This window comes from Melioribacteraceae bacterium (assembly GCA_019638015.1).
In the GTDB taxonomy this organism is placed as follows: Bacteria; Bacteroidota; Ignavibacteria; order Ignavibacteriales; family Melioribacteraceae; genus JAHBUP01.
In genome coordinates, this window is the sequence record JAHBUP010000001.1 from 2,672,707 (window position 1) to 2,694,950 (window position 22,244).

37 protein-coding genes are annotated in these 22,244 nt (G+C 35.0%); 35 read left to right on the top strand and 2 right to left on the bottom strand.

The genetic code is table 11. The features are described from left to right. Nucleotides 1-2: 2 nt before the first annotated feature. From KF816_11475 to KF816_11490, 4 genes are read left to right on the top strand one after another with little or no spacing between them, the layout of a single operon-like run. Nucleotides 3-1,619: a DUF935 family protein gene (locus KF816_11475; GenBank protein MBX3008630.1), complete on the top strand. Its 1,617-nt coding sequence runs from the start codon at nt 3-5 to the stop codon at nt 1,617-1,619. Between the two features lie 34 nt (nt 1,620-1,653). After that, entirely contained in the window at nt 1,654-1,938 is a 285-nt protein-coding gene (locus KF816_11480) for a hypothetical protein (protein MBX3008631.1), read from the top strand. Further along, on the top strand, nt 1,931-2,686 hold the full coding sequence (locus KF816_11485; protein MBX3008632.1) for a hypothetical protein: 756 nt from the start codon (nt 1,931-1,933) through the stop codon (nt 2,684-2,686). Before KF816_11480 ends, KF816_11485 begins: the two co-directional genes overlap by 8 nt. Continuing rightward, on the top strand, nt 2,686-3,264 hold the full coding sequence (locus KF816_11490) for a phage virion morphogenesis protein (GenBank protein MBX3008633.1): 579 nt from the start codon (nt 2,686-2,688) through the stop codon (nt 3,262-3,264). Before KF816_11485 ends, KF816_11490 begins: the two co-directional genes overlap by 1 nt. A 40-nt stretch (nt 3,265-3,304) precedes the next feature. On the opposite strand, the gene KF816_11495 is transcribed toward KF816_11490, so the two are convergent. Beyond that, nucleotides 3,305-3,835 carry a hypothetical protein gene (locus KF816_11495; protein MBX3008634.1) on the bottom strand — a complete coding sequence of 177 codons (531 nt, stop codon included), beginning with the start codon at nt 3,833-3,835 and terminating at the stop codon, nt 3,305-3,307. A gap of 21 nt (nt 3,836-3,856) precedes the next feature. Next, nucleotides 3,857-4,321: a helix-turn-helix transcriptional regulator gene (locus KF816_11500; protein ID MBX3008635.1), complete on the bottom strand. Its 465-nt coding sequence runs from the start codon at nt 4,319-4,321 to the stop codon at nt 3,857-3,859. A 95-nt stretch (nt 4,322-4,416) separates the two neighbouring features. Between KF816_11500 and KF816_11505 the strand changes: the two genes are divergently transcribed. The 31 genes from KF816_11505 (at nt 4,417) to KF816_11655 (ending at nt 22,244) form a co-directional block, all read left to right on the top strand. After that, a complete protein-coding gene (locus KF816_11505) occupies nt 4,417-4,581 on the top strand; it encodes a helix-turn-helix transcriptional regulator (protein MBX3008636.1) in 165 nt (54 codons plus the stop codon). 76 nt (nt 4,582-4,657) lie between these two features. Then, nucleotides 4,658-5,092 carry a hypothetical protein gene (locus KF816_11510; protein ID MBX3008637.1) on the top strand — a complete coding sequence of 145 codons (435 nt, stop codon included), beginning with the start codon at nt 4,658-4,660 and terminating at the stop codon, nt 5,090-5,092. Between the two features lie 3 nt (nt 5,093-5,095). After that, nucleotides 5,096-5,716 carry a hypothetical protein gene (locus tag KF816_11515; GenBank protein MBX3008638.1) on the top strand — a complete coding sequence of 207 codons (621 nt, stop codon included), beginning with the start codon at nt 5,096-5,098 and terminating at the stop codon, nt 5,714-5,716. Continuing rightward, entirely contained in the window at nt 5,713-6,114 is a 402-nt protein-coding gene (locus KF816_11520; protein ID MBX3008639.1) for a response regulator transcription factor, read from the top strand. Before KF816_11515 ends, KF816_11520 begins: the two co-directional genes overlap by 4 nt. 8 nt (nt 6,115-6,122) lie before the next feature. Further along, nucleotides 6,123-8,069: a transposase gene (locus KF816_11525; GenBank protein ID MBX3008640.1), complete on the top strand. Its 1,947-nt coding sequence runs from the start codon at nt 6,123-6,125 to the stop codon at nt 8,067-8,069. Nucleotides 8,070-8,071: 2 nt separating this feature from the next. Next, the gene (locus KF816_11530; protein MBX3008641.1) at nt 8,072-8,542 is read left to right on the top strand and encodes a hypothetical protein; all 471 of its coding nucleotides are present in this window, start codon (nt 8,072-8,074) and stop codon (nt 8,540-8,542) included. 111 nt (nt 8,543-8,653) lie between these two features. Next, nucleotides 8,654-9,580 carry an AAA family ATPase gene (locus tag KF816_11535; protein MBX3008642.1) on the top strand — a complete coding sequence of 309 codons (927 nt, stop codon included), beginning with the start codon at nt 8,654-8,656 and terminating at the stop codon, nt 9,578-9,580. 8 nt (nt 9,581-9,588) lie between these two features. After that, the gene (locus KF816_11540; protein MBX3008643.1) at nt 9,589-9,855 is read left to right on the top strand and encodes a hypothetical protein; all 267 of its coding nucleotides are present in this window, start codon (nt 9,589-9,591) and stop codon (nt 9,853-9,855) included. Nucleotides 9,856-10,059: 204 nt separating this feature from the next. After that, a complete protein-coding gene (locus KF816_11545) occupies nt 10,060-10,479 on the top strand; it encodes a hypothetical protein (protein MBX3008644.1) in 420 nt (139 codons plus the stop codon). Between the two features lie 15 nt (nt 10,480-10,494). Next, nucleotides 10,495-10,920 carry a hypothetical protein gene (locus KF816_11550; protein ID MBX3008645.1) on the top strand — a complete coding sequence of 142 codons (426 nt, stop codon included), beginning with the start codon at nt 10,495-10,497 and terminating at the stop codon, nt 10,918-10,920. Between the two features lie 12 nt (nt 10,921-10,932). Next, entirely contained in the window at nt 10,933-11,232 is a 300-nt protein-coding gene (locus KF816_11555) for a hypothetical protein (protein ID MBX3008646.1), read from the top strand. Continuing rightward, a complete protein-coding gene (locus tag KF816_11560; protein ID MBX3008647.1) occupies nt 11,219-11,752 on the top strand; it encodes a host-nuclease inhibitor Gam family protein in 534 nt (177 codons plus the stop codon). The genes KF816_11555 and KF816_11560 overlap by 14 nt, the downstream gene beginning before the upstream one ends. Before the next feature lie 4 nt (nt 11,753-11,756). Further along, on the top strand, nt 11,757-12,221 hold the full coding sequence (locus KF816_11565) for a regulatory protein GemA (protein ID MBX3008648.1): 465 nt from the start codon (nt 11,757-11,759) through the stop codon (nt 12,219-12,221). Then, nucleotides 12,218-12,385 (top strand): hypothetical protein, encoded by a 168-nt coding sequence (locus KF816_11570; GenBank protein ID MBX3008649.1) that lies wholly within the window; start codon nt 12,218-12,220, stop codon nt 12,383-12,385. The genes KF816_11565 and KF816_11570 overlap by 4 nt, the downstream gene beginning before the upstream one ends. Continuing rightward, nucleotides 12,375-12,677, top strand: coding sequence for a hypothetical protein (locus KF816_11575; protein ID MBX3008650.1), 303 nt, complete (start codon nt 12,375-12,377; stop codon nt 12,675-12,677). The genes KF816_11570 and KF816_11575 overlap by 11 nt, the downstream gene beginning before the upstream one ends. 157 nt (nt 12,678-12,834) lie before the next feature. Further along, nucleotides 12,835-13,050, top strand: coding sequence for a hypothetical protein (locus KF816_11580; protein MBX3008651.1), 216 nt, complete (start codon nt 12,835-12,837; stop codon nt 13,048-13,050). 12 nt (nt 13,051-13,062) lie between these two features. Then, the gene (locus KF816_11585) at nt 13,063-13,275 is read left to right on the top strand and encodes a hypothetical protein (GenBank protein MBX3008652.1); all 213 of its coding nucleotides are present in this window, start codon (nt 13,063-13,065) and stop codon (nt 13,273-13,275) included. Nucleotides 13,276-13,286: 11 nt separating this feature from the next. After that, nucleotides 13,287-13,571, top strand: a complete 285-nt coding sequence (locus tag KF816_11590; GenBank protein MBX3008653.1) for a hypothetical protein — start codon at nt 13,287-13,289, stop codon at nt 13,569-13,571. Between the two features lie 9 nt (nt 13,572-13,580). After that, on the top strand, nt 13,581-13,958 hold the full coding sequence (locus KF816_11595; GenBank protein ID MBX3008654.1) for a hypothetical protein: 378 nt from the start codon (nt 13,581-13,583) through the stop codon (nt 13,956-13,958). Continuing rightward, nucleotides 13,951-14,274: a hypothetical protein gene (locus KF816_11600; protein MBX3008655.1), complete on the top strand. Its 324-nt coding sequence runs from the start codon at nt 13,951-13,953 to the stop codon at nt 14,272-14,274. Before KF816_11595 ends, KF816_11600 begins: the two co-directional genes overlap by 8 nt. Beyond that, nucleotides 14,267-14,866, top strand: coding sequence for a 4Fe-4S cluster-binding domain-containing protein (locus tag KF816_11605; protein MBX3008656.1), 600 nt, complete (start codon nt 14,267-14,269; stop codon nt 14,864-14,866). The genes KF816_11600 and KF816_11605 overlap by 8 nt, the downstream gene beginning before the upstream one ends. Next, entirely contained in the window at nt 14,863-15,024 is a 162-nt protein-coding gene (locus tag KF816_11610; protein MBX3008657.1) for a hypothetical protein, read from the top strand. Before KF816_11605 ends, KF816_11610 begins: the two co-directional genes overlap by 4 nt. A gap of 11 nt (nt 15,025-15,035) precedes the next feature. Beyond that, nucleotides 15,036-15,572 carry a hypothetical protein gene (locus KF816_11615; protein MBX3008658.1) on the top strand — a complete coding sequence of 179 codons (537 nt, stop codon included), beginning with the start codon at nt 15,036-15,038 and terminating at the stop codon, nt 15,570-15,572. After that, complete coding sequence (locus KF816_11620) at nt 15,562-15,951, top strand: hypothetical protein (protein ID MBX3008659.1); 390 nt, start codon at nt 15,562-15,564, stop codon at nt 15,949-15,951. Before KF816_11615 ends, KF816_11620 begins: the two co-directional genes overlap by 11 nt. Nucleotides 15,952-15,987: 36 nt before the next feature. Then, nucleotides 15,988-16,320: a hypothetical protein gene (locus tag KF816_11625; GenBank protein MBX3008660.1), complete on the top strand. Its 333-nt coding sequence runs from the start codon at nt 15,988-15,990 to the stop codon at nt 16,318-16,320. A 720-nt stretch (nt 16,321-17,040) separates the two neighbouring features. Next, nucleotides 17,041-17,679 carry a transcriptional repressor LexA gene (gene lexA / locus KF816_11630; protein ID MBX3008661.1) on the top strand — a complete coding sequence of 213 codons (639 nt, stop codon included), beginning with the start codon at nt 17,041-17,043 and terminating at the stop codon, nt 17,677-17,679. Nucleotides 17,680-17,688: 9 nt separating this feature from the next. Next, nucleotides 17,689-17,937, top strand: a complete 249-nt coding sequence (locus KF816_11635; protein ID MBX3008662.1) for a hypothetical protein — start codon at nt 17,689-17,691, stop codon at nt 17,935-17,937. A gap of 34 nt (nt 17,938-17,971) precedes the next feature. Then, nucleotides 17,972-18,331 carry a hypothetical protein gene (locus tag KF816_11640; protein ID MBX3008663.1) on the top strand — a complete coding sequence of 120 codons (360 nt, stop codon included), beginning with the start codon at nt 17,972-17,974 and terminating at the stop codon, nt 18,329-18,331. 80 nt (nt 18,332-18,411) lie between these two features. Next, the gene (locus tag KF816_11645) at nt 18,412-19,239 is read left to right on the top strand and encodes an isoprenyl transferase (protein MBX3008664.1); all 828 of its coding nucleotides are present in this window, start codon (nt 18,412-18,414) and stop codon (nt 19,237-19,239) included. Then, on the top strand, nt 19,202-21,694 hold the full coding sequence (bamA, locus tag KF816_11650) for an outer membrane protein assembly factor BamA (GenBank protein MBX3008665.1): 2,493 nt from the start codon (nt 19,202-19,204) through the stop codon (nt 21,692-21,694). The genes KF816_11645 and bamA overlap by 38 nt, the downstream gene beginning before the upstream one ends. 25 nt (nt 21,695-21,719) lie before the next feature. After that, complete coding sequence (locus KF816_11655) at nt 21,720-22,244, top strand: OmpH family outer membrane protein (protein ID MBX3008666.1); 525 nt, start codon at nt 21,720-21,722, stop codon at nt 22,242-22,244.

Below are 22,244 nucleotides of genomic sequence, written 5' to 3' on the forward strand. Positions count from 1 at the left end.
TTATGACTAAAATTTTATATGTAAACCCGACTACATTTGTGCCACTCAATCAAATCAGTGAGAACCTGACAAGCGAGATTGCGACCCGTCAATTTGCGATGGGAAGTTTTGCCGGCTTTTTTAATTATCTCCCCGACCCGGATCCCATTTTGAGGAAATTAGGAATGGATCAGTCTGTATATAAAGATCTTCGCGCTGATGAACAGGTTGGTTCACTAATGAGTAGAAGAAAAAATTTAACTAAAAGTTTGGATTGGGATATTGAGCAAGGTGATGCTACCGAAAAAGAAATGGAACTTTGCCAGAAAGCTTTTAAGGTTCTTGGCGATAGAAAAAGTAAAATAAAAGACATTATTTCCCAATCATTAAATCCAATCTTCTTTGGTTATTCTGTTTTTGAAATTGTGTGGCAGATGATTGATGGTGCATGGCTGCCGGTTAAGATACAAGAAAAGCCGCGCGAATGGTTTGTATTTGATTCCGAGAATACACTACGATTCAGAACTCAAATTGATTTTACTGGCACTCCGGTGGTGGGTGATAAAATTGATCCGCGGTACTCATACAAATTTATTCTTCTCCAGAACGAAGCTGATTATGAAAATCCCTATGGTGATAAAGCGCTCTCCAGATGTTTCTGGCCTGTTACTTTTAAACGCGGCGGAATGAGATTCTTTACAACCTTTATAGAAAAATATGGAATGCCGTTTCTTCTTGGAAAACTCCCTCGAGGCGCTAAACAAGAGGAGCATGATGATCTTAGAAAGAAACTTCACAACATGATTCAAGATGCTGTTGCCACCGGCCCGGATGATTCATCTCTTCAACTTCTTGAAGCAAAGGGTTCCGGCTCTGTAGATATTTATGAAAAATATTTGAACCGTTGTGATAACTCTATTTCTAAAGCGCTTCTCACTAATGCCCTATCTGTTGAGCGCCAGGGTGCTGGTTCTTATGCTTCTACAGAAACCGGTGCTGATACTATTGAGAGTAATCTTTCTGAAGAAGATAGAGACTTACCAACAGAATTATTTAATCAACTGTTCAAATGGATTGTTGATATAAATATTGGTAGTGGTTTGTATCCCACCTTTAAACCGTTTGAGCTTCAAGATGTGAATAAGGAAAAATCTGAGAGAGATAAAAATCTTAAAGATGTTGGTGTTCGTTTCACTAAAAAATATTTTGAAACTCATTATAATCTTGAAGATGATGAGTTTGATTTAAGCCAACCAGTTCATGTTAACTCAGCTGATACTATTATTCCGCCATTTCTAAAACCCAATAAATATGAAGAGACCCGGCCAACGTCCGAACTTTCCTCATTAAAAAAATTATGGAATACAATTACCGGTAAGCGCCTTGAACTTTCCGAAGGGTCAATCACTAATAAAATAGCGGAACAGCTTTCGAGTGCCTTACCGGATAAATTACTTCAGTTCGGGATTGAGGAAACTCTTAAACCGGTTATTGAATTAGCGAATGCCTCTTCCAGCAGAGAACAGTTTCTTGAAGGGTTGGCTTCTTTATATCCGGCAATGAAAACAGAAGATCTTGAAACTATCGCAACTAAGGTGTTCTTCATCGCTGAACTAGAAGGAAGATTCGCTCAGAAATAAATGAGTAATAATATTTAGAATATTTTATATAAAAATGGTCAAAGATTCAGACTTAAAGTTAGATAAATTTTATATAGCTCTTGTAACCGATAATGAGCTTGGTGAACTCTGCGGCCAGATTATAAAGGTGAAATTCACCGGTATTGTTTTTCGTAATGCAAAGTACATCAAACAAGAGGTAGAAGTTGACAACCATTTAGAAATTGCAAATGAATCCGGTAAAAGAAAAAAAATAGAAAGTAAATTCTCATCTTATCCCGATTCTGTTTTTTATTTATCTCAATTAAAAATCTATAGAGAAGCTTCCGCAAATGAGTGATGAACAAATTAAATACTTATTAACTCTACCTCCTGAACAAATTATTGAATGGTATCGAAGCAAAGGTTATTCCTTTAGCTGGGATTGGAGAGATACTTGGCAAGATGCGCACGATCGATTTTTTTCAGTTGCCAAAGTTATGAAGCTCGATATTCTTCAAGAGATAAAAGACAAGGTAAATAAAATATTTACTGAAGGATATACATATCAGCAATTTCAGAATGAACTTCAGCCAATACTTAAATCAATGGGATGGTGGGGAAAAGTAAAAGCATCCGATGTACCGGGCTATGATCCTAATTCCGGCATTGATCCAAATAAAATTGTTCAACTCGGTTCTCCTCGAAGGTTAAAAACTATCTTCGAAACAAATGCAAACGTTGCTTTTAGTTCCGGTAATTACAAAACCTTAATTCAAAATGTGGAGAGCAGACCTTACTGGCTTTATAATCAGCTCGATCGGAAAAATAAAAGAAAAGCTCACGCTAATTATGCGGGTAAGGTTTTTATGTGGAATGATCCTATCTGGAATTCCATTTGGCCGCCTAATGGTTTCGGGTGCGGTTGCTGGGTGGACGCATTAACTAAAGAAGAAGTTGATGCGCGCGGGTTAACTGTTTATCAAGGCAGTGCCATTAAAATCACAGTTGGCGAAGGCTGGGATTATAATCCCGGTAAAAGTTTTTTTACTCCCGATCTATCCTTGTATTCTGAAGAATTTGCTAATCAATTTCTAAAAGTTTCTTAATGTCTTCACTAGATAATAATATTGAACAAGTAAATGCTCTGTTCGAAAAACTTCGAGCCCGGACAAAACCCTCAAAAAAATTGATGACCCCAATTGCCGGTGAGCTTCTTGCATCAGTTAAAGAGAACTTCTCTAATCAAGGAGCAAATGTACCTGGTGGGTGGCCTGCTCTAAAACGTTCTACTATTAAACAAAAAGAAAAACGTGGATTAGATTTATCCATTCTTAAGGGGAGAGGGAATCTCTTGCGTTCTGTACAAGCAGATTCAACTGAATCAACTGCTTTTGCACATACAAATTTGGCTTACGCCGGTATTCATCATTTTGGTGGTAAAATTCAGATTGGAGCCAGAACCAGATCACTTTTGCACCGAACCGATGCAAAAGGTAATTTGTTAAAACAAAGTTCAAATAAAAATCTTTTAGTCTTTGCTTCTAAAAAACACAAGCGCGTTTCTTCCTACACATTTGGTCAATCATCATATTCAATTACAATTCATGCGCGTCCATTCATGGTTTTAACTGATAGATTTAGAGATAGGATTATTGATATAATACGCAGCAATATTGCTGGTTAGTTGTATTAGAATCCAAAATAAATAAAACAGAAAAATCTAATTATCCTTTAGTCAGCTCTTCAACAAACTTTCTATAATTTTCTATATTGTCTTCGTCCAATTCTCTTATAATATCTTTGCTCTGCCCAACCAATTTTATCTTTACAACTTTCGCATTTGCAATTCTATTAAACAATTCTATGCTTGCCTCAAAAACTGCCGTTTCTCTAATTGCACCCCCCTCTAAAGTCTGCCGATTTTTATGACTTCCATAACCCTTACATCTCACTCTCTCGCCATCAATTAATAATATAAGTGTTTCTCCCTCATCTATAAACAACCATTCGTCATCCAACCATTCAACAAAGAATTGGTATTTGTGATTGTTATTTTCATCTGTGAATTTTTGTGCATTAAATAAAAGTGAGTTTGTTGGTAGCCATTTGCTATCCGGGAGATAATTACCATACATTCTTATAATCTTATAATCTTCAAATTCATCTTCAATTACTTGGACGTTATAATTGTAATAGCTCTGTGAAAAAAGCTGTCCGCATAGTATTAATAACCAGAGTAGAAAAAATCTTTTCAAAATTCCTCCAAATTCTAAATATTATACTTCTGATGCAGAATCCCCCTCAGCTTGGTCTGGAATTATTCTTCCGACTTTTTTACCCTTTTGAGGTGCTGAAGTTTCAAATATTTTTATTCCCAGATTATGAATGTCTTTAAGCATTTTTTTGAGTTTAATATTCTCTTCCTCAAGTCGAGTATAATTTACCTCAAATTCTTTGATTAAAAGAATTTGCTGCTTATTGGAATAATTGGCAGTTTCAGGAAGATCTGTATCTATATTATCAGGATTTAGTAGCCATGCAATATCACACCCCATCTGGATCAACTTAAATAGCTTCTCCGCTCCAAGTAAACTTTTCCCCTTAAAATATATTGAATGTAAAGATTTTATGTTGATTTCTATGGCTTCAGCAAATTCTGTAAGTTTTTCATATTTAGACTCTGCAAACTTCTTAAGACGTTCCCCTACAATCCGTTTATAGGTATTCTTGTCTATTTTCATGAGTATAAATTATTATGTTTTTTCTCTTGACATAAATAGTATAAAATTTTATGTTTGTTATAGTTTAATAACAATAGTGATAATTAACTACTTTTATGAAATTCAACAAAAAACTCATCAATCAATCAGAACTAGCGCGCCAGACAGGTTATTCTCAGCCGTATGTGAACATGTTGTTAAGTGGCGAACGCAAATCAAAAAAAGCTATCAAAGCAATCGAGAATGTCATAAAAGATTTGTCACGGATTCAGCAAAAGTAATTTAATAAAGTTTTTCGGTACTGTAAATGCTTATTTCACATTAATTCATTAGTCTTTTTTAACTAGGAGGTTCAAAATGAGAATTATTCAAACTCTGCTCGTCGTTCTAATCTTAATTTCATCAACCGTATTATGCCAGGACGTTGGCAAAATATTTATTGAAAAAGATGCTATTCCTCTTTTCGGTGAGGTAACGGCAGAACAAGAAATTGCAGTTTCTGATTTAAGTAATTTTGCCCGAAATACTGAGAAAGGGTTATCCTTTGGTATTATCAACAATCAAGTTTATGTACTCGGTGATCAGAGGAAGCAACTATCAAATAATGTCAAAAATATATCCTCAGAGACTGTAGTTCATTTCTTCAGCAAAAAGAAGGTGCTCGAATTTTTATCTTTAAGTTCTAAGACCGCAGTGATAAAAGTTCAAGTAAGAAAAACTGGAGTACTAACCTTGAGCAATGGAACATATATATTAGAATTTGCTCAACCTTGCCCACCTTATTGCGGTTAAAAAATGTTAACAACAATTGGATACTATATTTCTATAATAAGTTCCTTTTCAATGCTTCTTCCTTTTATTGGGGTCTTTTATATGATCTCTAATAGAAGGAAGGAGTTGATTGAAAAAGAGATTTTCATTTTTAGCATTTATATAGTTCTTATTACTCTTGCACAATTTTTAATATCAATACTGGCATTCAACTGCATTAACAATATTTTAATTTTTCATTTGTTCATCCCTATCGAGTTTTCACTATTCACATTAATCTTATTACTCTTTATCATCAATTCAAAGATTGCGTACATAATATCAACTGTTTTATTTATCCACTCATATTTATTCACGTTTCTAAATGATTCATGGTACACCATTCCAACTGAAATGATTTTTATTAATAATTCATTTTTGCTATTTGTGATCATACTTTGCTTAGTCAATTACATTAAAGTACCACAAAATAATAATTATAGATTGCGTCTCTACAGAGGGATGTTCGCCTATATTCTTGGTAATATTCTTTCTGCAATAATATTTCAGACACATTTTTACGAAGCTCTAATAATTCATAATCTATTAAATATATACGCTAATGTTGAATTTTTCTTAATCTATAAACAATATGGGGCTAAATGATGGAACTCGTCAGCTCGTTAGCAATTATTGTAATTGCAATTTTGGTAATAATGCTAATAACTATGTTAATCAGTTATTTAATAAGTAAATACATTTTTATGGACAATGAGTTGTCAAAATTAAAAACAGAAGCCTGTGTGAAAGATGAGGTGATTCAAAACCTGATGACTTCAGGTCATCAAATTAAAATCACTTCACCAATGCTAAATCCTTTCACAAAACGTGAACTTGAACTTGCGCAATATGTTACCGATGGGTTAACAAATAAGGAGATCGCAGAAAAGCTTAATCTCTCCCCCTTCACGGTTAATAATCATATCGATAACATGAAAGAAAAATCAAATTCAAAAAACAAAGCAGAGCTTGTTTCTTTCATTGTAAAAAATGAACTGTGCTGAGGCGCAACATGGGTAAACAATTAATATCATTAAAACAACTCGCGCAACTATCCGAACCATCCGATTGGTTTCGAGAATACGCTGCTACCAGGCAGCGCGCTAAACGTGGTAAATATATAACATATCAAAAAATAAATGGAGAGGGCTTTATAGAAATAACTGACCCGGCAATTCCTGCTACTATTCAATATAAATTAACTCAAAATAATTCTTCCGAAATGAATCTTCCCACTGTTCAATCAACTAAAATTAAACCAGATTCTGAAAATGAACTTTCACCCAAACAACTTGAAATTGCTCTCGCGAGAGTTGATCTGATAAAAGCATATTTAGAATTCGCGCATCAATCCGAGAACAGCACCGTTGAAGCCAAGAAACGTTTTGTTGATGCTTATAAACATGCCTTTCCGGAATTATATTCTAAACTAGGAGAGACCTCTTTTAAAACTATTGAACGCTGGAAAAAAATCTATAAAGAAAATAATAACGATTACCGCTCATTAGCTCCTTCATATAAAACAAACCGTCCCTCTAGTGTAACTCCGGCAGAATCATCGGTACTAATACAGTTATTCTTAAATCCAAACAAACCATTAATCAGCGAAACAGTCCGCCAGGCAATGGACATTTTTATTGCAAAAAGATTCAACAATATTAAAAGTGTTCATACATACAGGCGATACCTCGAAGACTGGAAGAAAGAACACTATGCCGATTATGTTTTCTTCCGTGAAGGCGAAAAAGCGCTCGATGATAAAGTGCTTCCATTTTTAGAACGCGATTATTCATTGATTGAAGTTGGTGATATTATTGTCGCCGATGGGCACGTATTAAATTTTGAAGTTATTAATCCATTTACCGGCAAACCAAAAAGAATGACTATGGTTGGCTTTTTCGATATGAAATCCTCAATGCCCCTCGGTTGGGAAATAACGCCTACCGAAGATACTCAGGCAATAGCGGTTGCATTCAGAAGATCTATACTTCGGCTCGGTAAATATCCAAAAATTTGTTACCTCGATAATGGCAGAGCTTTCTCTGCAAAATTCTTTCATGGAACAGACCTCAGATCAGCCGGCATAACCGGGTTATTTGAAAGAACCGGTACAAAAGTAATTACAGCAATCCCTTATCATGCTCAAAGTAAAACTATTGAAAGATTTTTCCGTTCATTTGCGGAATTAGAAAGATTGGTTCCCACTTATACCGGTACCTCAATTGAAATGAAGCCTCCTCGTACCAATCGAGGAGAAAAGTTACATAATAAACTCTATGATAAGTTTATGCATGGGACTTCAATTGATATTTATACAGCACACAAAGCAATTGCATGGTGGTTTGATAAATACGCTGAACGTCCTCAGCAGGATGGTCACTTAAAGGGAATTGCTCCAATTGAAATATTTAACCTGGGCAAAGGCCCAGGCGTTGATCCAAAAGAACTTACCTACTTAATGCTGCAGCTGGAAGTAAAAACAATCTACCGTAATGGTATTAGAATGTTTAATACCTCCTATTGGAATGAAGCTTTATTTGGTAAAGAGTGGGATGATGTAATTGTTCGTTTTGATTTACTCGAAAAAGATTCTTTATTCGTTTATGATAAACATGGTGAGTTCATTTGCGAAGCCAAGCGAATTGATAAAGTGCATCCGGCTGCCGGAATACTTGGCACGGAAGAAGAAGTTAAACAACTTCACGATCAGCTGGCAAGGAAACAATCACTTAAAAATTCTATTGTTGGAGATGCGAAAAGATTACTTTCCAATGATATTTATCCAACCGCTAAAAAACAGTTTTCCGAAATTAATTTGATACAAATTGCCGGAGAAGAAATACCGGAAGTTCAAGAAACAGAAATCAAATCCAAATCTAAACCCAGGAAAAAAGATTTATTAGATAGCTGGGATAATGCCAATATCGATCCTAAACAAAACCGTGCTGCGGAGGCTTAATAATGAATATGACTGCACAAGTTAAACTGAAAAAGAATTCTCACAATAAGCTCAATTCAATACTTCACAGAGTAATTAGAACTAATTCATGTGCAATTATTTTTAATATGCCCGCTTCTTACCAAGCGCTTTTTATTAACAGTATGAATGATGATAAAAAACACGTTGCAATTAACGCTAGAGATGCTTCCTCCTCAATGATGTTATTAAACCGACTCTCTACAATTATGAAACATCCTAAAATAAAATTTGATATGCTACCGGCCCATCTAAATGGTAAATTTTTAACAATACATAATGCCGATTTTATTGATTCTACTTATACCAGAGTTTTCGAAGCATGCTCACAATATAAAATTCCACTTCTTCTTTTATTTAATTCCGATGCCCCTATTGATCGGGTAAGGTCGATGCCGGGTTATCAACGGGTTCTAACTATTGAGCAAGACTATAAGGATTTTATGATTCACTAAATAAATAAAAAACCGGAACCGTGCTCAAGCGCCAACTTGACCGCCAATGGCGGTGCACACACGGTTCCGGAACATCACTCGCAACACCTAAATGAAGGAGTACAAAAAGATATGCCAAATCCATCAAATGAGCAAATCCAGAAAATCCGCGAACGCCTCAATTCTTTCCTTAAAATTAATCCCGCAATTACCGATAGAGAGGTGGGTAAAGAAATAGGTTACAGTGGCGGATACGTTAATCAATTTCGTAACAACAAATTTCCAGTACCGGCAACAGAACCCGAAATTGCCGCTAAAGTAGAAAATTATCTCGAAAATATTTCAGCGGTTGAATTACGGAAAACTTCGGAGGGTCATCTTAAATTTGTTAACACTACTGCAGCGCAACAAATATTTAAGATTATCGATTATAGTCTCACCGATAAAAAAATAGGATTAATAACTGGCGAGGCTGGAATTGGTAAATCAATTTCCCTTGCGGAATATCATCGTAAAAATCCAACCTCAATTTTAATTGAAGTAACACCTGTTGTTTCACCTCGTTCACTTATAAGCGAGATGTGCAACAAGTTAAAAATCATCGGGCATAACAGTGTTGCTGTTATGTTCGATTCAATTGTTAATCAGCTTAGAGACACAAACCGCTTATTAATTATTGATGAAGGTGAAAACCTCAACACAGCATGTTTGGAAATTATTCGTAGAGTTCATGACTTCACTAACATAGGTATTATTCTTGCCGGTACATCCAGACTGCAGAAAAAATTACGCGGCGATCGCGGACAGCTGCAGCAACTCTATTCCAGAATTGGAATTCAAAAAGAAGTTAAAAATTTCATACTTGCCGATGTCAGAGCAATTCTTTCTGTCAACTATCCCGACGGTGAAAAATTTGCCGCGACATTTCTGCAGCTCTCCAAACAAAATGGACGATTGTTAGAACACCTTATTTCTTTAGTTAAACGAACTACAAAAAACACCGGCGAACTGATTTCTGACGATTTGATTGATGACGCCGCATCAATGCTTTTAATGTAAAGGTAGAAATGGATATTGAAATTTCAAACCACGTATGTAAGAGATTTATTGAGCGGTTCAATCCACAGTTAGAAACTGTGACCAATTATAACGACCGCTTAAGACTAGCTAAAAATGCCATTAATGCAATATTAAAAGATGCTAGTTATAAATCTGATGACACACGTGGGATTCTGCTAATATCTGAGACCTTCAAAGCAAAGCTTATCGTAAAAAATAAAACAGTTATCACCATAACTCCTCTTGGTAAAAAAAATAGAACAAATGAGGATTGAAATGCCCAAAAAGAAAAAAGAAATATACCACTTGTTAAGCGCCATAAAATCTCTCACCACAACATTGTGTGGTACTCCACTTCAGCGTTGCGAGAATGTCCTAAACATAATGCAGGCTGATCTTGTTAGGAAATCCGAAACTGCGAGGCTCTGCCACAAATGCAAATACACTCTCAAACTAAAAAGAAACAAAGAGAAATCTAAATGAAACTGACATCCATATACAACGATCTTACAAAAATTAAACAACTCTTAGGCGCTGATTTTATCCTTATGCTCTGCGCTTCTATCATCCACGAATTTTGCGACTGGAATTGGATACAACTTAAATCCGGGATTTTCACTGATCCCGACTCTGAAAAAATAACAATCATTGAGGTTAGCATGAAAAAACAAGAAGAAATTATTGCAATCGCTAAAGAAAAATTCCCAAACACTGCTTCAACAGTTGAGGCGGTGGATCTGCTGGCACGCGAAGTCTATGGCCAATTAACCCTAATCAAGGATAAAGAAAGCGAACAGTTCTTTAAACTCGCAGAATATTACCAAGAACTCCGCAAGACTTACAAGTTCCTCTACCGCCAGCAAATTGAAAAGGGAAGCAGTTATCAAAAAGTAATTTAATTGCAAGGTGAAGTAATGTTTAAGCAAAATGCCCATAAAAAAGAATTGATCAGCAAATTTGGAATAACTCATGATTTACCATTATTCAACCAAGAAAAGGAAGTACCAAAAATTCAGCATCCCGATTGGCTCTTTAATGGCAATGATATAAAAGCTGAGATTTACCATAAGATGAGAGAAAAATTTGCTGATGATGCTTTTGTGTACCTCAATGCGTTAATTACACTTGGAGGTAGAGCTACCGATCATCAAATAAAAGATTATCTCAATGATGAATCCAACTGGCCTCTTCATATTGTTAGCGCTCGCAGAAATTACTTCACCAACGCTCCTTTTTATCTCGTTCAATCTTTTCCCGGTCAAACAATAATTGGTCCCAAAAACAGACCAAATATTATCTGGTTTTTGAATTACAAAAATTTATTAAAACTAACAATTTAACGGAGGAATTACATGTCCGACAAAGTAACAGCTGCGGTTGATTTTCTTAATGATTTTGCGATCAATTGTCGAAATCGTTCTGAAGCAATCGAAGGTCTAACAAAACGCCTCACATCGCTTAAACCTGCGGTGGACGAGCACAAAAAAATCAAGAACCTCATTGAAGAGCTTAGGTCTCAAAACAAAGAAGATCAAGATTTCCTAATCAATATGAAAGGAATGCTCGAAAAAAATTATCCTGTAAAAATTGACATTGATGACCCCACCTTATTTGATGACCAACACAAGGGGGATACTAATGAAACCAGTTAACCAACCGGTATTGAATTCCGTTGAAGATGTAAATGATGTTCTTTTGAATATTGCTGTGCTTACAAATTTGGCGCAAACCAAAGAGAATAAGTTGCAGAAAAAAATAATTGAGATTACAAAAATTCATGAGCCGGATATAAAAGAGCTGAAAGAAAAAATTTTACATTATGAAAATCAAATTCATGAATTCTGTAAACGAAATAAAAAAGAATTTGCTTCAACCAGAAGTAAAAAACTAACCTATGGCACTATTGGTTTCCGCTTCGGTAAATCTTCACTGAAATTGGTAAATACGAAAAAATTTACTTGGGAATATGCCAAAGAAAAATTCAGCAATCTTTTTGCCACTAAATATATAACTATTGAAACTTCCCTAAACAAACAAAAAATTCTTTCCGATGCTGACAAGGGTCTCCTTACAGCAGATCAACTCGAGGCAGCCGGCTGTAAAGTATCAAAATCCGAAAAGTCCTACTACGAAATCAACTGGACTGAAATTAAGATAGAACAAAAGGATTAAAACGGTGGCTTCCGAAAAAGAAATATCGAAATCTCAGATTACAAAAATTCATATTGCAAAATCGGAGCTTGGTCTCACCGATCAGCAATACCGCGATGCCCTCAGCGGTTTTGTTGACCAAAATGGTGAACCTTGCTCCTCTTGCAAAGATCTCAATTACAAACAGGCTGAGGTTCTTCTTGATGTATTTCGGGAAAGAGGCTTTAGGGAAAAACGCAAGAGTGATGTACAAAGGAATAGTAACTACGGCATTGGTAAATATGATCATTTGGCCGGAAGAGATTCGAAATTTGCTTCGGTTGCTCAGCTCGAATTAATCGATGGCCGTTGGTTCAATCATCCTTACGTAAAAGAAAAAACAGATTCCGCGCTGAACAATTTTATCCGCCGTGTTGCTAAAGTAGATCACATTTCCTTTTTGCTCAAAGCAGATGTCAAAAAAGTAATAAAAGCCATTGAGGTTTTATGATAAAATTAGCTATAGCTATTCTGATTCTGCTTGTTGCCTTCATAGTTATGATTGCAATTTCTCTTTTTCTTTTCTGGTTTTGGCACCTCATGTTGGAGGTGTTAAAAGCAATATTTAACACTGTATTGTATCACCCAGATTCGGACGAAACAAATGAATTATGATTGGATAAAAGAAATCCCAAATTACTTGGATTTTTTCACTAACGATCAAAAAATTATGATCGAAGTGGTTGGAATAGAAAAGTATATGGAACTGCACGAACGCTTCGGTTCTACTTCCTTCTATTTCAGTAACCAATCTATGGTCTATGCAAAAAAAGCCTGGGCACAAAAAAACAGACATATCCATTACAGTGAGGCCGCTAGAATTCTCGGTGTTTCTGTTCAATCAATTTATAACTGGAGAGAGGAAAAGAATTCCGATAACCTAAACTTATTCGAGGCAAAGAAATGAAAAAACAGTCCTACAAAATATTGAGTAATAAAAAATGCGTAAATCCCGAATGCCGTAGACGGCTTAAACAAAATGTTGTCGACCGAAATCCTGATGCTAAGTACTGCTTTAAATGTTTTCCCAATTCAAAAAAAAATAGAGCCGGAGCAAATAAAAAATGAGTGCTTGTCTTAACTGCGGAACAGAAGTAATTACTGAAGGAGCTAGAAGAAATTATTGCTCTCCAAAATGCTACAATGAAGCAGCAATTGCCCGTAGGTTACAAAAAAAAAGAAAAAAATCAGAAAAGAGTAAGTTAAAATCAATTAAAACAAAATCTGGTTTAGATGTTATCAACAATATTCTGGGCCAAACTATAGTTCATGGAATTTAATTAGGGAGAATTATGAATAACATTAAAAGAATAGAGGGATACAATAATACTCATGGTTACGAGGTTCAAATAGAGCGTAAAAAAAACGGTAAGCGAATTACAGTTGCGTGTAAATTATTCAGTGATGGAATTCATGGAGGTAAGAATAATGCATACGAAAACGCAAAAATATATTGCAAAGAAATGACAGCTAAATTTCCACCACGATGCCTGGCATCAAATTAATTGGAGGGGTTATGCAGTTCAGTAAATATTTGGTAGTAAAAAAAATAAGTAATTGGAAAGCTTCTACTCGTATTACAGACAAAAAGCCTTCACTTCATCCGGATGAAATCGCTATCTATTTAACTATTAGTGTGCCGGATGCTCTCTTCCAGCGCCCTGCGCTAAAAGCAGATATTAAAATTGATGAAAAGGTTGTTCCGTCGCAGATCTCCGCAGAGGTCATCGATAATATTCAACAAGTAATCAATGAACATATCGATATGAAAATCGAAATTTCTCAAGTAACTCAAAATTAAAGGTGAATTATGCTATACCTATTTTGGAAAATATTATGGAATATCTTCGGAAAAGAAAAAGCAATTACAAAAATCAAAGAGATGGATGTTTTTCTCTCCTCCAATATTCCTTTTTGCGCGCAAGGTGTTTTCACCGGTTTGCGTGGTGCGTTTGTTAAAAGAGTTTACTATACATACAGCGGCAAGCAAACAGAGTTTGAATCAATCAGAGATACTGAGGAAGTAAAAGTACACGAATATACTCATTATCTTCAGCGCAAACGTCTTGGTTTCATTGGCTTCTGGTCAACAATAATTTGGGCTTATATCTGCTTTTGGAAATCACACGATAACAAACCCCTTGAACGTGAAGCTGTAGAAAATGAAAAGAGAGGCATAAATGGATAAGTTAAATATATTAGAACGCCCTCACAGAGTAACAATAGATACTTCAAAATTGGACATTATTTTATTTGTACAACATTTAGGAATCATGGTCGATGATGAATCTCCATTACCACAAGGCGCTAAAGAAATCTCTCGAAAGATATTTCACAAACTAATCTTTGCCGCATTAACTAAGCATGAAAGAATAGTTGTGGCTTCCCAGCTGGATGATTCACATGCGTTTTTCAAGCTTGCCAATTTCAATCACAGAGATAAAGAATTAATTAATAACCTTCGGGAAAAACACAAAATAATTGATAGGGGGCAAAATGGTTAAACATATTCAAACAATTGAGTGCCCTCGCACATGCGGTTATTGTATTACAAAAAAGGTTAAACACAATGAAGCTGAATGGGATACAGTAATTAATAATTTACCCGGCATATATAAAAAACTATCAGCCTCCCATAAATCAATAATGCATACCGGTGGTGAGCCATGTGAATCAAAACATTTCCCCTACTATCTCAAACTTGCCCGTCACTATTTTGAAAAATGCTTTATTACAACTCAAGATGATTTTATTCTCAGCTGGCAGCAAGCTCCATATTTTTTTGATGCAATTACTTTTTCACTGCACGATCTGAAAACATGGCGCTACATTGTAAAAAATAATGCGGTAGTATATGCCAGTATTCTTCCTCACCTTTATAATGAACACTTGCCCAATAGATTAAAAGAACTGGGCTTTGCCGGTTTAACAATTAATGAAGATCATTTTGGTAAAGAAGTCTTCGATCAAACACAGCTTCCTGTAATTGAAGACTTCTCAATCATAATTAATCGTCGAGGCCAATGCTTCAAATCAGATACAATTTACATTATGCCGGATTTATCAATTCATCAAAACTTCGAAGAGTTTTTATGAAAACTATATCCAATGCATTCACAACCCTTAGAATAATTGTAGCACTAGTTTTGGCGCTTTTATCCATAACTATTTTACCCAAAAACGATCGAGGATACGCAATACTTGGTAGGTATTTTAAAGAAATTTATAAAGAAATGGGAAAGGATTTAAGTTAATGGCAAGCGGGGTGAAAACAATATGGACAATTGAAATGGATAATTTTCTCTTAGAGAATTATTCAAAGTTCACGAACCAACAACTTGCCTTTAAACTGGGACTTACACTGACGGTCACAAGGAACCGACTTTATGAATTGGGCCTTCAAAGAATTGAAATGGAATATTGGAGTGGAGAACAAATTGATTTTCTTAGAGCAAACTATAAAACCATGGGTGATGTTGAGATAGCCGGACATTTTCAGAAAGTATTTAATAAAAATAAATTATGGACAAAACAACAAATTAGAAAAAAGAGGTTATACTTAAACCTACATAGAACTTCTTCGGAAATTCGATTTATTAGACATAAGAATTCTTCACCCGGAGGCAACCAATATACTATAAACAAAAATTCTGCATCTCTTTCTCTTCCCGATAAATATATTGCTTCAATGATTGCCTGGCGCAATAAAGAGTTACAAAAAGAGATATTGAAGTATCCCGAAATTATCGAACTAAAACGGAGTCAACTCAAACTAATTAAGGAGATCAAGAATGCTACTTGAGAGTAAATTACAAAAGATGAAGGGCAAAACTTTTCTTCACAAAACGAATACCAAAAAGATAATTGATTATAAGATTTCAGAAGAAGAAGTAATAATATCAACTGATGTTAATCTCATCTCTATAAAAATTGAAAAAGCTGAGGAAGCTTTAAACGAATTTCTACCAGCTGAATCAGAAAACCCCAAAGGTATTATGCAATTGCCCCACGATAAACGCTGGTCAAATTTAAAAGATGCTGCATATTCAATGATTGATAAATTACAAACAGAAGGTGGGGAAAAACATATTCCACGAGCTAATGCAATTAATCAAACTATTGGCTCCATTGTTGGGCTAATGAAAGTAGAAATTGAAGCTATAAAACTAACTCATAGATGAGAATCCCCAATCCACATTACAAAAGGATAAGTTGCAATGGAGAACAAATCTGATTCATGGTTGCCTTCACTCTTAAAAAAAATCAAACCACTTCCACCGCATGAAGTAGTTAATTATACCAAAATAAACCCATTAAGAATTGATTTGTTCTCTAAAAATGCTGTCTTTCTTGTGTTCACAATTAAAAAGAATATTCAGCATGAACGCTGGATTCCATACTCCCAGCTGCGAAAAGGTATCTATAATAATATATGGTTATCTAAATGGTTAATTCAAAATCTTAAACTCCATGAAGAGAACAAATACCCCCCACAAGAAACTAGCGGTGAAATTATTTGCGGAGATCCGACCGAAGGTTACAATTATTAGTGATTGTAACTCATTTCTAATTTAAATAAATTGCAGTCGCTAAATCCATGACACAGTCGGCCAGAGTTTTGCTGGCTGACTTTCTTCCTAACCGCGAGGCGGAAGACGTCGTCATGGGCGTAGCAGAAGTCAGTCAGCTTTAATATATTGACACAAAGTCATACAATTTTTACCGCATTTTTTGTCACTTCTGTCACTTTAAATATTTTCACAACCAAAACAATAATTACTCTAACCTATTATTTTATAAAGCTTTGCTTTAAAGTGACAAAATTTTTCTTGTCACTTTAAAATCGGGGTTTAAAGTGACATTTAAAGTGACAAAATCGGCTTGGGGTAATCCATGCGAGGAGTCTTTTTTAGGGCAATAAACCCTTATTAAACGCCATTAAATAGGTTTTTATGGGCTAGTTAAGACCTATTAAACAACCATTATTATTTTCTCAAATTACTTGTAAAAAAGTGCAATTTTATGGCAATTAATGTAAAAATTCTCAAATTGCCTTTTTTAGTCTTTAATCTCATATCTCTTTATAAAATAATCACTTGCCGGCTTTTCTCATTCTTATTTTATTTCTCATTTTACACATAAACTTATAGCGTCTCTACGCGGCTATTAATAAACAAACACTTGTTGAATATTTGATTACACCAAAAATATTATCTTGACAAGTGCTCCTATGTACACTATATTTGTAGTGAACATTGGAGCACTAAGATATGAAATCAAAACTAACCGACCGCCAGCAAGATATTCTCAATTTTATCGATGAATATTCTGAAAAAAATGGTTATTCCCCTACTTACCGTGAAATTGGCACCCATTTTAATATTGCAAGCACATTCGGCGTAAAACGTCATATTGATGCACTAATTAAGAAGGGATATATCAATAGCTTAAATAATTCGGGGCGCACCATAAATATTATTAATAAAACGCTAAACAAATCGAAGCAACTATCCGATAATATGGTAGAGATTCCGGTAGTTGGACGAGTTGCAGCCGGTCAGCCGATTTTGGCAGAGGAAAACATAGAAGGAAATTTTTTAATGGACAGTTCACTTTTAATGGCAAACAAAGAATCATGCTTCGGTTTGAAAGTACGCGGAGATAGTATGATTAATGCCGGAATTCTTGAAGGGGATCTGGTAATTGTTTCCCCTCAGCAATTTGCCTCTAACGGTGATATAGTTGTCGCTCTCTTGCATGATGAAGCAACTATGAAAAGATACGAGAACCATGATGGAAGTATCCATCTCGTTCCCGAAAATGAAAAGTATCAACCTATAATTGTTAACGAAAGCGAAGACTTCTCCATTATCGGAAAAGTTATTGGCGTTTTTAGAACATATAATTAAGGAGTTATTATGAAATCGTTAATGTTCTCATCGGCAATTTTACATAGAAATAGAGTTAGATTTTTGTACGGTTTGGATGAACTTACTGTGGAACCTTATTTCATTACATGTAATCAAACCGGCAAAAAAGTGGTTTACGCACGCGTGATTGGGTCTAATGAAATAAAAATGTTCGAATACGATCATATCTATAATATAAAGATTATACGTGCAGATAGATTTTCACCAATTATTCCAATTATGCCAATTATAAATTGAGATAATGATGAGAAGGCAATCTCCAAGAGAGAAAGTGGATTTACTAATTGACCATTTCTGGCAGAACGGTTATTTAACTTTAAGCAGAAAGTATGGGAAATATTTGCCCGCTCCCCCAAAAATGGGAGATTATGAAATTGATGCCGTCGCAAAGTACAAGAAAAAAATAGCAATAGGTTTAACAGTCACCGAAGAAGAGCTAAATAATCCCAATTTTATTACTAAGCTGGATTTTTTAACCCATTACAACCATCAATATCCTCAGAGCAGAATTACTCTATTTTTGGGAGTTCCCTATAATTCTGTTGTGAAAGCTTCTCTTTTGGTGTCCTCTTTATCCGAAGAAACGCAAAAACAGATTAAAGTAGTTACACTTCAAGGAAGCATCAACTAAATCTCCCAAAATTCTAAACCTTGACATTTACCCCATTGAGGACTATTTTTTCGAGCCAAAATTAAGGGTAGAAAGAAAAGTTGAGTGATATTCTAAGCGCTTCTGATAAAAAACAAATAGATATTGTAAAAGAATCCGGAAATATCCCTCATCATATTGCAATTATAATGGATGGAAATGGCAGATGGGCAAAGCAAAACAACCTTCCCAGAGCCGCCGGTCATAAAAAAGGGGTTGATACCGTCCGCGAAATTGTTGAAGCGTGTGTTGCCCTCGATGTAAAAATTCTTACACTATATACATTTTCTACTGAGAATTGGAAAAGACCCAAGGATGAAGTTTCCACGCTGATGAAGCTTTTTGTGAAGAGTCTGCGCAAAGAAATTAATGACTTAAACAAAAACGGAATTAAACTTACATCTATTGGTGATAAGAGAATGCTTCCCGATATAGTATGTCAAGAGCTTGAATTAGGGATTGAGAAAACCTCCCACAACTCCAAAATGATTTTAAATTTGGCATTGAGCTATAGCGGCAGATGGGAACTTGTTGAAGCAGTAAAAGCTATAAGCCACGATGTTCTTAATAAAAAATTGAAACCGGCAGATATTTGTGAAGAAACTATTTCGAAACATCTATCAACATCTGACTTTAAAGATCCCGACCTATTAATTAGAAGTGGCGGAGAATTAAGAGTAAGTAATTTCTTACTCTGGCAAATTGCATATTCTGAAATATTTGTAACAGATATATTATGGCCCGAATTTAAAACGAATAACTTATTGGAAGCTATTAAAGATTTTCAAAGACGTGAAAGAAGATTTGGACTTGTAAGTGAACAACTTTCTGAAAAAATTAAAATGAGTAATAATGTTTCTACACACTCTAAAAAACTGCATAAAGTATAGTTTTATTATTTTATTCGCTTTCTCAAACATCTATTCCCAAGCACAAAAAGTAAGCTATAAAGTTTTAGGTATTTCGGTTACTGGAAGCAAATCCGCCGATGCTCAAACCATCATCGCCAATAGCGGTTTGAAAATTGGAGATGAAATATCTATCCCCGGGGATCAGACTAATCTGGCTATTAAAAGATTATGGAATCTTGGAATTTTTGAAGACGCCCAAATTTTAATTGAGAAAAAAGTAGATAACGGGGCATTTATTCAAATTGCAGTAAAAGAATATTCTCGATTGGAAAAAATTGAAGCTATTGGTTACGACGAAGTGAGCGAGACTAAAATAAACAAAGAGATAACCGTAGTTCGCGGACAAACTTTAAAACCTCAGGATATAAATAGACAGGTAATTAAAATTTTGGGATTGTATGAGGAAGAAGGTTTTTTAAATGCTAAAGTTATTCCTGAGTACTATACATTTTTTCAAGCCGATACTTCAGATGAAAAAGTTTTTGTTACCTGGCGTAATGTTAAAGATTTATCAAAGGAATACAAAACAGAATATAAACTTGATGAACTGCGCTCAATAAATACTTTAGCTAGAATAAAAGAAAGAACGGTTGTTGTATTAAATATTGAAGAGGGTGAAGAAGTAAACATTAACGATATTCGATTTACAGGTAATAGCGCGTTTTCAGATGACGATTTAGTTAGCGAGTTAGATAAAACAAGTGAGCCTCGCTGGTGGAAATTTTGGTCATCTCCAAATTTTAAACGCTCCGACTTTGAAAAAGATAAAGAAGGTTTGGTTAAGTTTTATAGAAAAAATGGCTACAGAGATTTTGTTGTTTTAAATGATACAACGATACTTTCAGACGATAAAAAAACATTGGATGTAGTAATTGATGTTTATGAGGGCAATCAATACAAAGTTAGAGATATTATCTGGGAAGGCAATATAGTTTACGATAAAGAAATTTTGAGCGATAGGTTGGGCTTTAGATCCGGTGAAATTTTTGATTTTGAAAGATTTACTCAAAATTTACACTTCAACGAAAAACAATCAGATGTTTCTTCTCTATATCAAGATAATGGATATTTAGCATTTCAGATAGATGCTACGGAAGAGAAAGTAGCCCCCGATTCAATTGATATCAGAATTAAAATAAATGAAGGCAGCCGTTTTAAAGTTGGTAAAGTAGAAATTTTGGGGAATGAAAAAACTAAAGACAAGGTAATTAGAAGAGAACTTTACACGATTCCTGGTAATTATTTTAGCCGCAGTTTAATTATGAGAAGCATTCAGCAGCTATCAAATCTGCAGTATTTTAATGTTGAGGAATTATATAAAAGCGGTGTTGACTATCGCCCGGCTAACGATAGTCTAGTTAATCTAATTTTCAAAGTAACTGAAAAATCGAGCGACTATTTAAATGCTTCAGTTGGTTATAGCGGTGCATTTGGCTTTAGTGGAGCGCTTGGTTTTACTTTTACTAATTTTTCAATAACTGAACCTTTCCAAATGGGTGGCGGACAAGTTCTCAATTTTAATTGGCAATTTGGCGTAGGCAATTTTTATAGAACTTTTTCATTAGGATTTACAGAACCCTGGTTCATGGATACACCAACTTCAGTTGGTTTTGATTTATTTGATACACGTCAGCGATATGTTTACGATCTGCGTCAATCAGGTATTACATTAAGAACCGGTAGAAGATTAACCTGGCCTGATGACTTTTTCTATATTCAGGGAACATTAAGATTTCAATATAATGATGTAATTGAAGGACTCGGAAATTATCCGCAAGGGTTGAGCCGTCAATATACTTTAGGTACCGCAATCTCGAGAACCGATATCGATAATCCAATCTTCCCTTCTAGAGGATCAAAAATATTATTAAATGCAGAACTTTCCGGGGGACCTTTTCTCCCCGGCAACGTAGATTATTTCAAACTAGATTTTAAAAGTGAGTGGTACAAACCAATGTTTAATACAAACAGATTGGTATTGTACACAAATGCTGAGCTAGGATATATAAAATTTTTAGAACCTAATACTCCCATCAATCCATTCGAACTATATTACATGGGAGGAAGCGGATTAATAATTGCCACTGCTCCACTTCGTGGTTATGATGATAGAAGTTTAGGATCGCGCGATGCAAGCGGAAGAGTTCTGGGAAGTCAGGTAATGGCTAAATTTACAACTGAAATAAGATTTTCATTGGCGCAAGAACCTATTCCAATTTATTTATTGGCATTCGCTGAAGCGGGTAATGTTTATAAAGACATGAAGAACACAAATTTATTTGACTTAAAGAGATCGGTGGGCGTTGGTGCACGTGTAATGCTTAACCCTATAGGATTAATTGGCTTTGACTACGGTTATGGCTTCGATCGACTTGGTGTTGATGGACAAAAACCATCATGGGTTTTCCATTTTCAATTTGGCAAAGGATTTTAATTTAACATTATAAAATGAGGTAAAAGTGAAAAAACTAATTATACTCTCGATATTTTTTATTGCAGTAGTAGTATCGGCACAAACAACAACACAAAAAATCGGTTATGTTGATTCCGAAATAATTCTTGCTCAGTATCCTGCGGCTATCAAAGCTAAAAGCGACCTTGATGGTTTAGTAGCTAAATGGAGAAAAGAAGCAGACAGTATGGGTGTTGAGTTACAAAAATCATATGCCGATTATCAACAAAAAGCACAAATGATGAAACAAGATGAACAACAGAAAGCTCAACAAGCGATCGTAGAAAAAGAACAAAAAATCCAGGTATTCAGAGAGCAAAAATTTGGTCAACCAAACGGTGAATATTTTACAAAACAAGATCAATTGATGAAGCCGGTAAAAGAAAAGGTTTTTCAGGCAATAGACGATGTTAGAACCGAAGAGGGTATGTCTTTTGTGTTTGACAAAGTCGGTGATACTTTTTTACTTTCGGCAGACGCTCAATTCGATCTTACTTTTAAAGTGCTCGATCGTCTCAAAAGAGGCAAATAA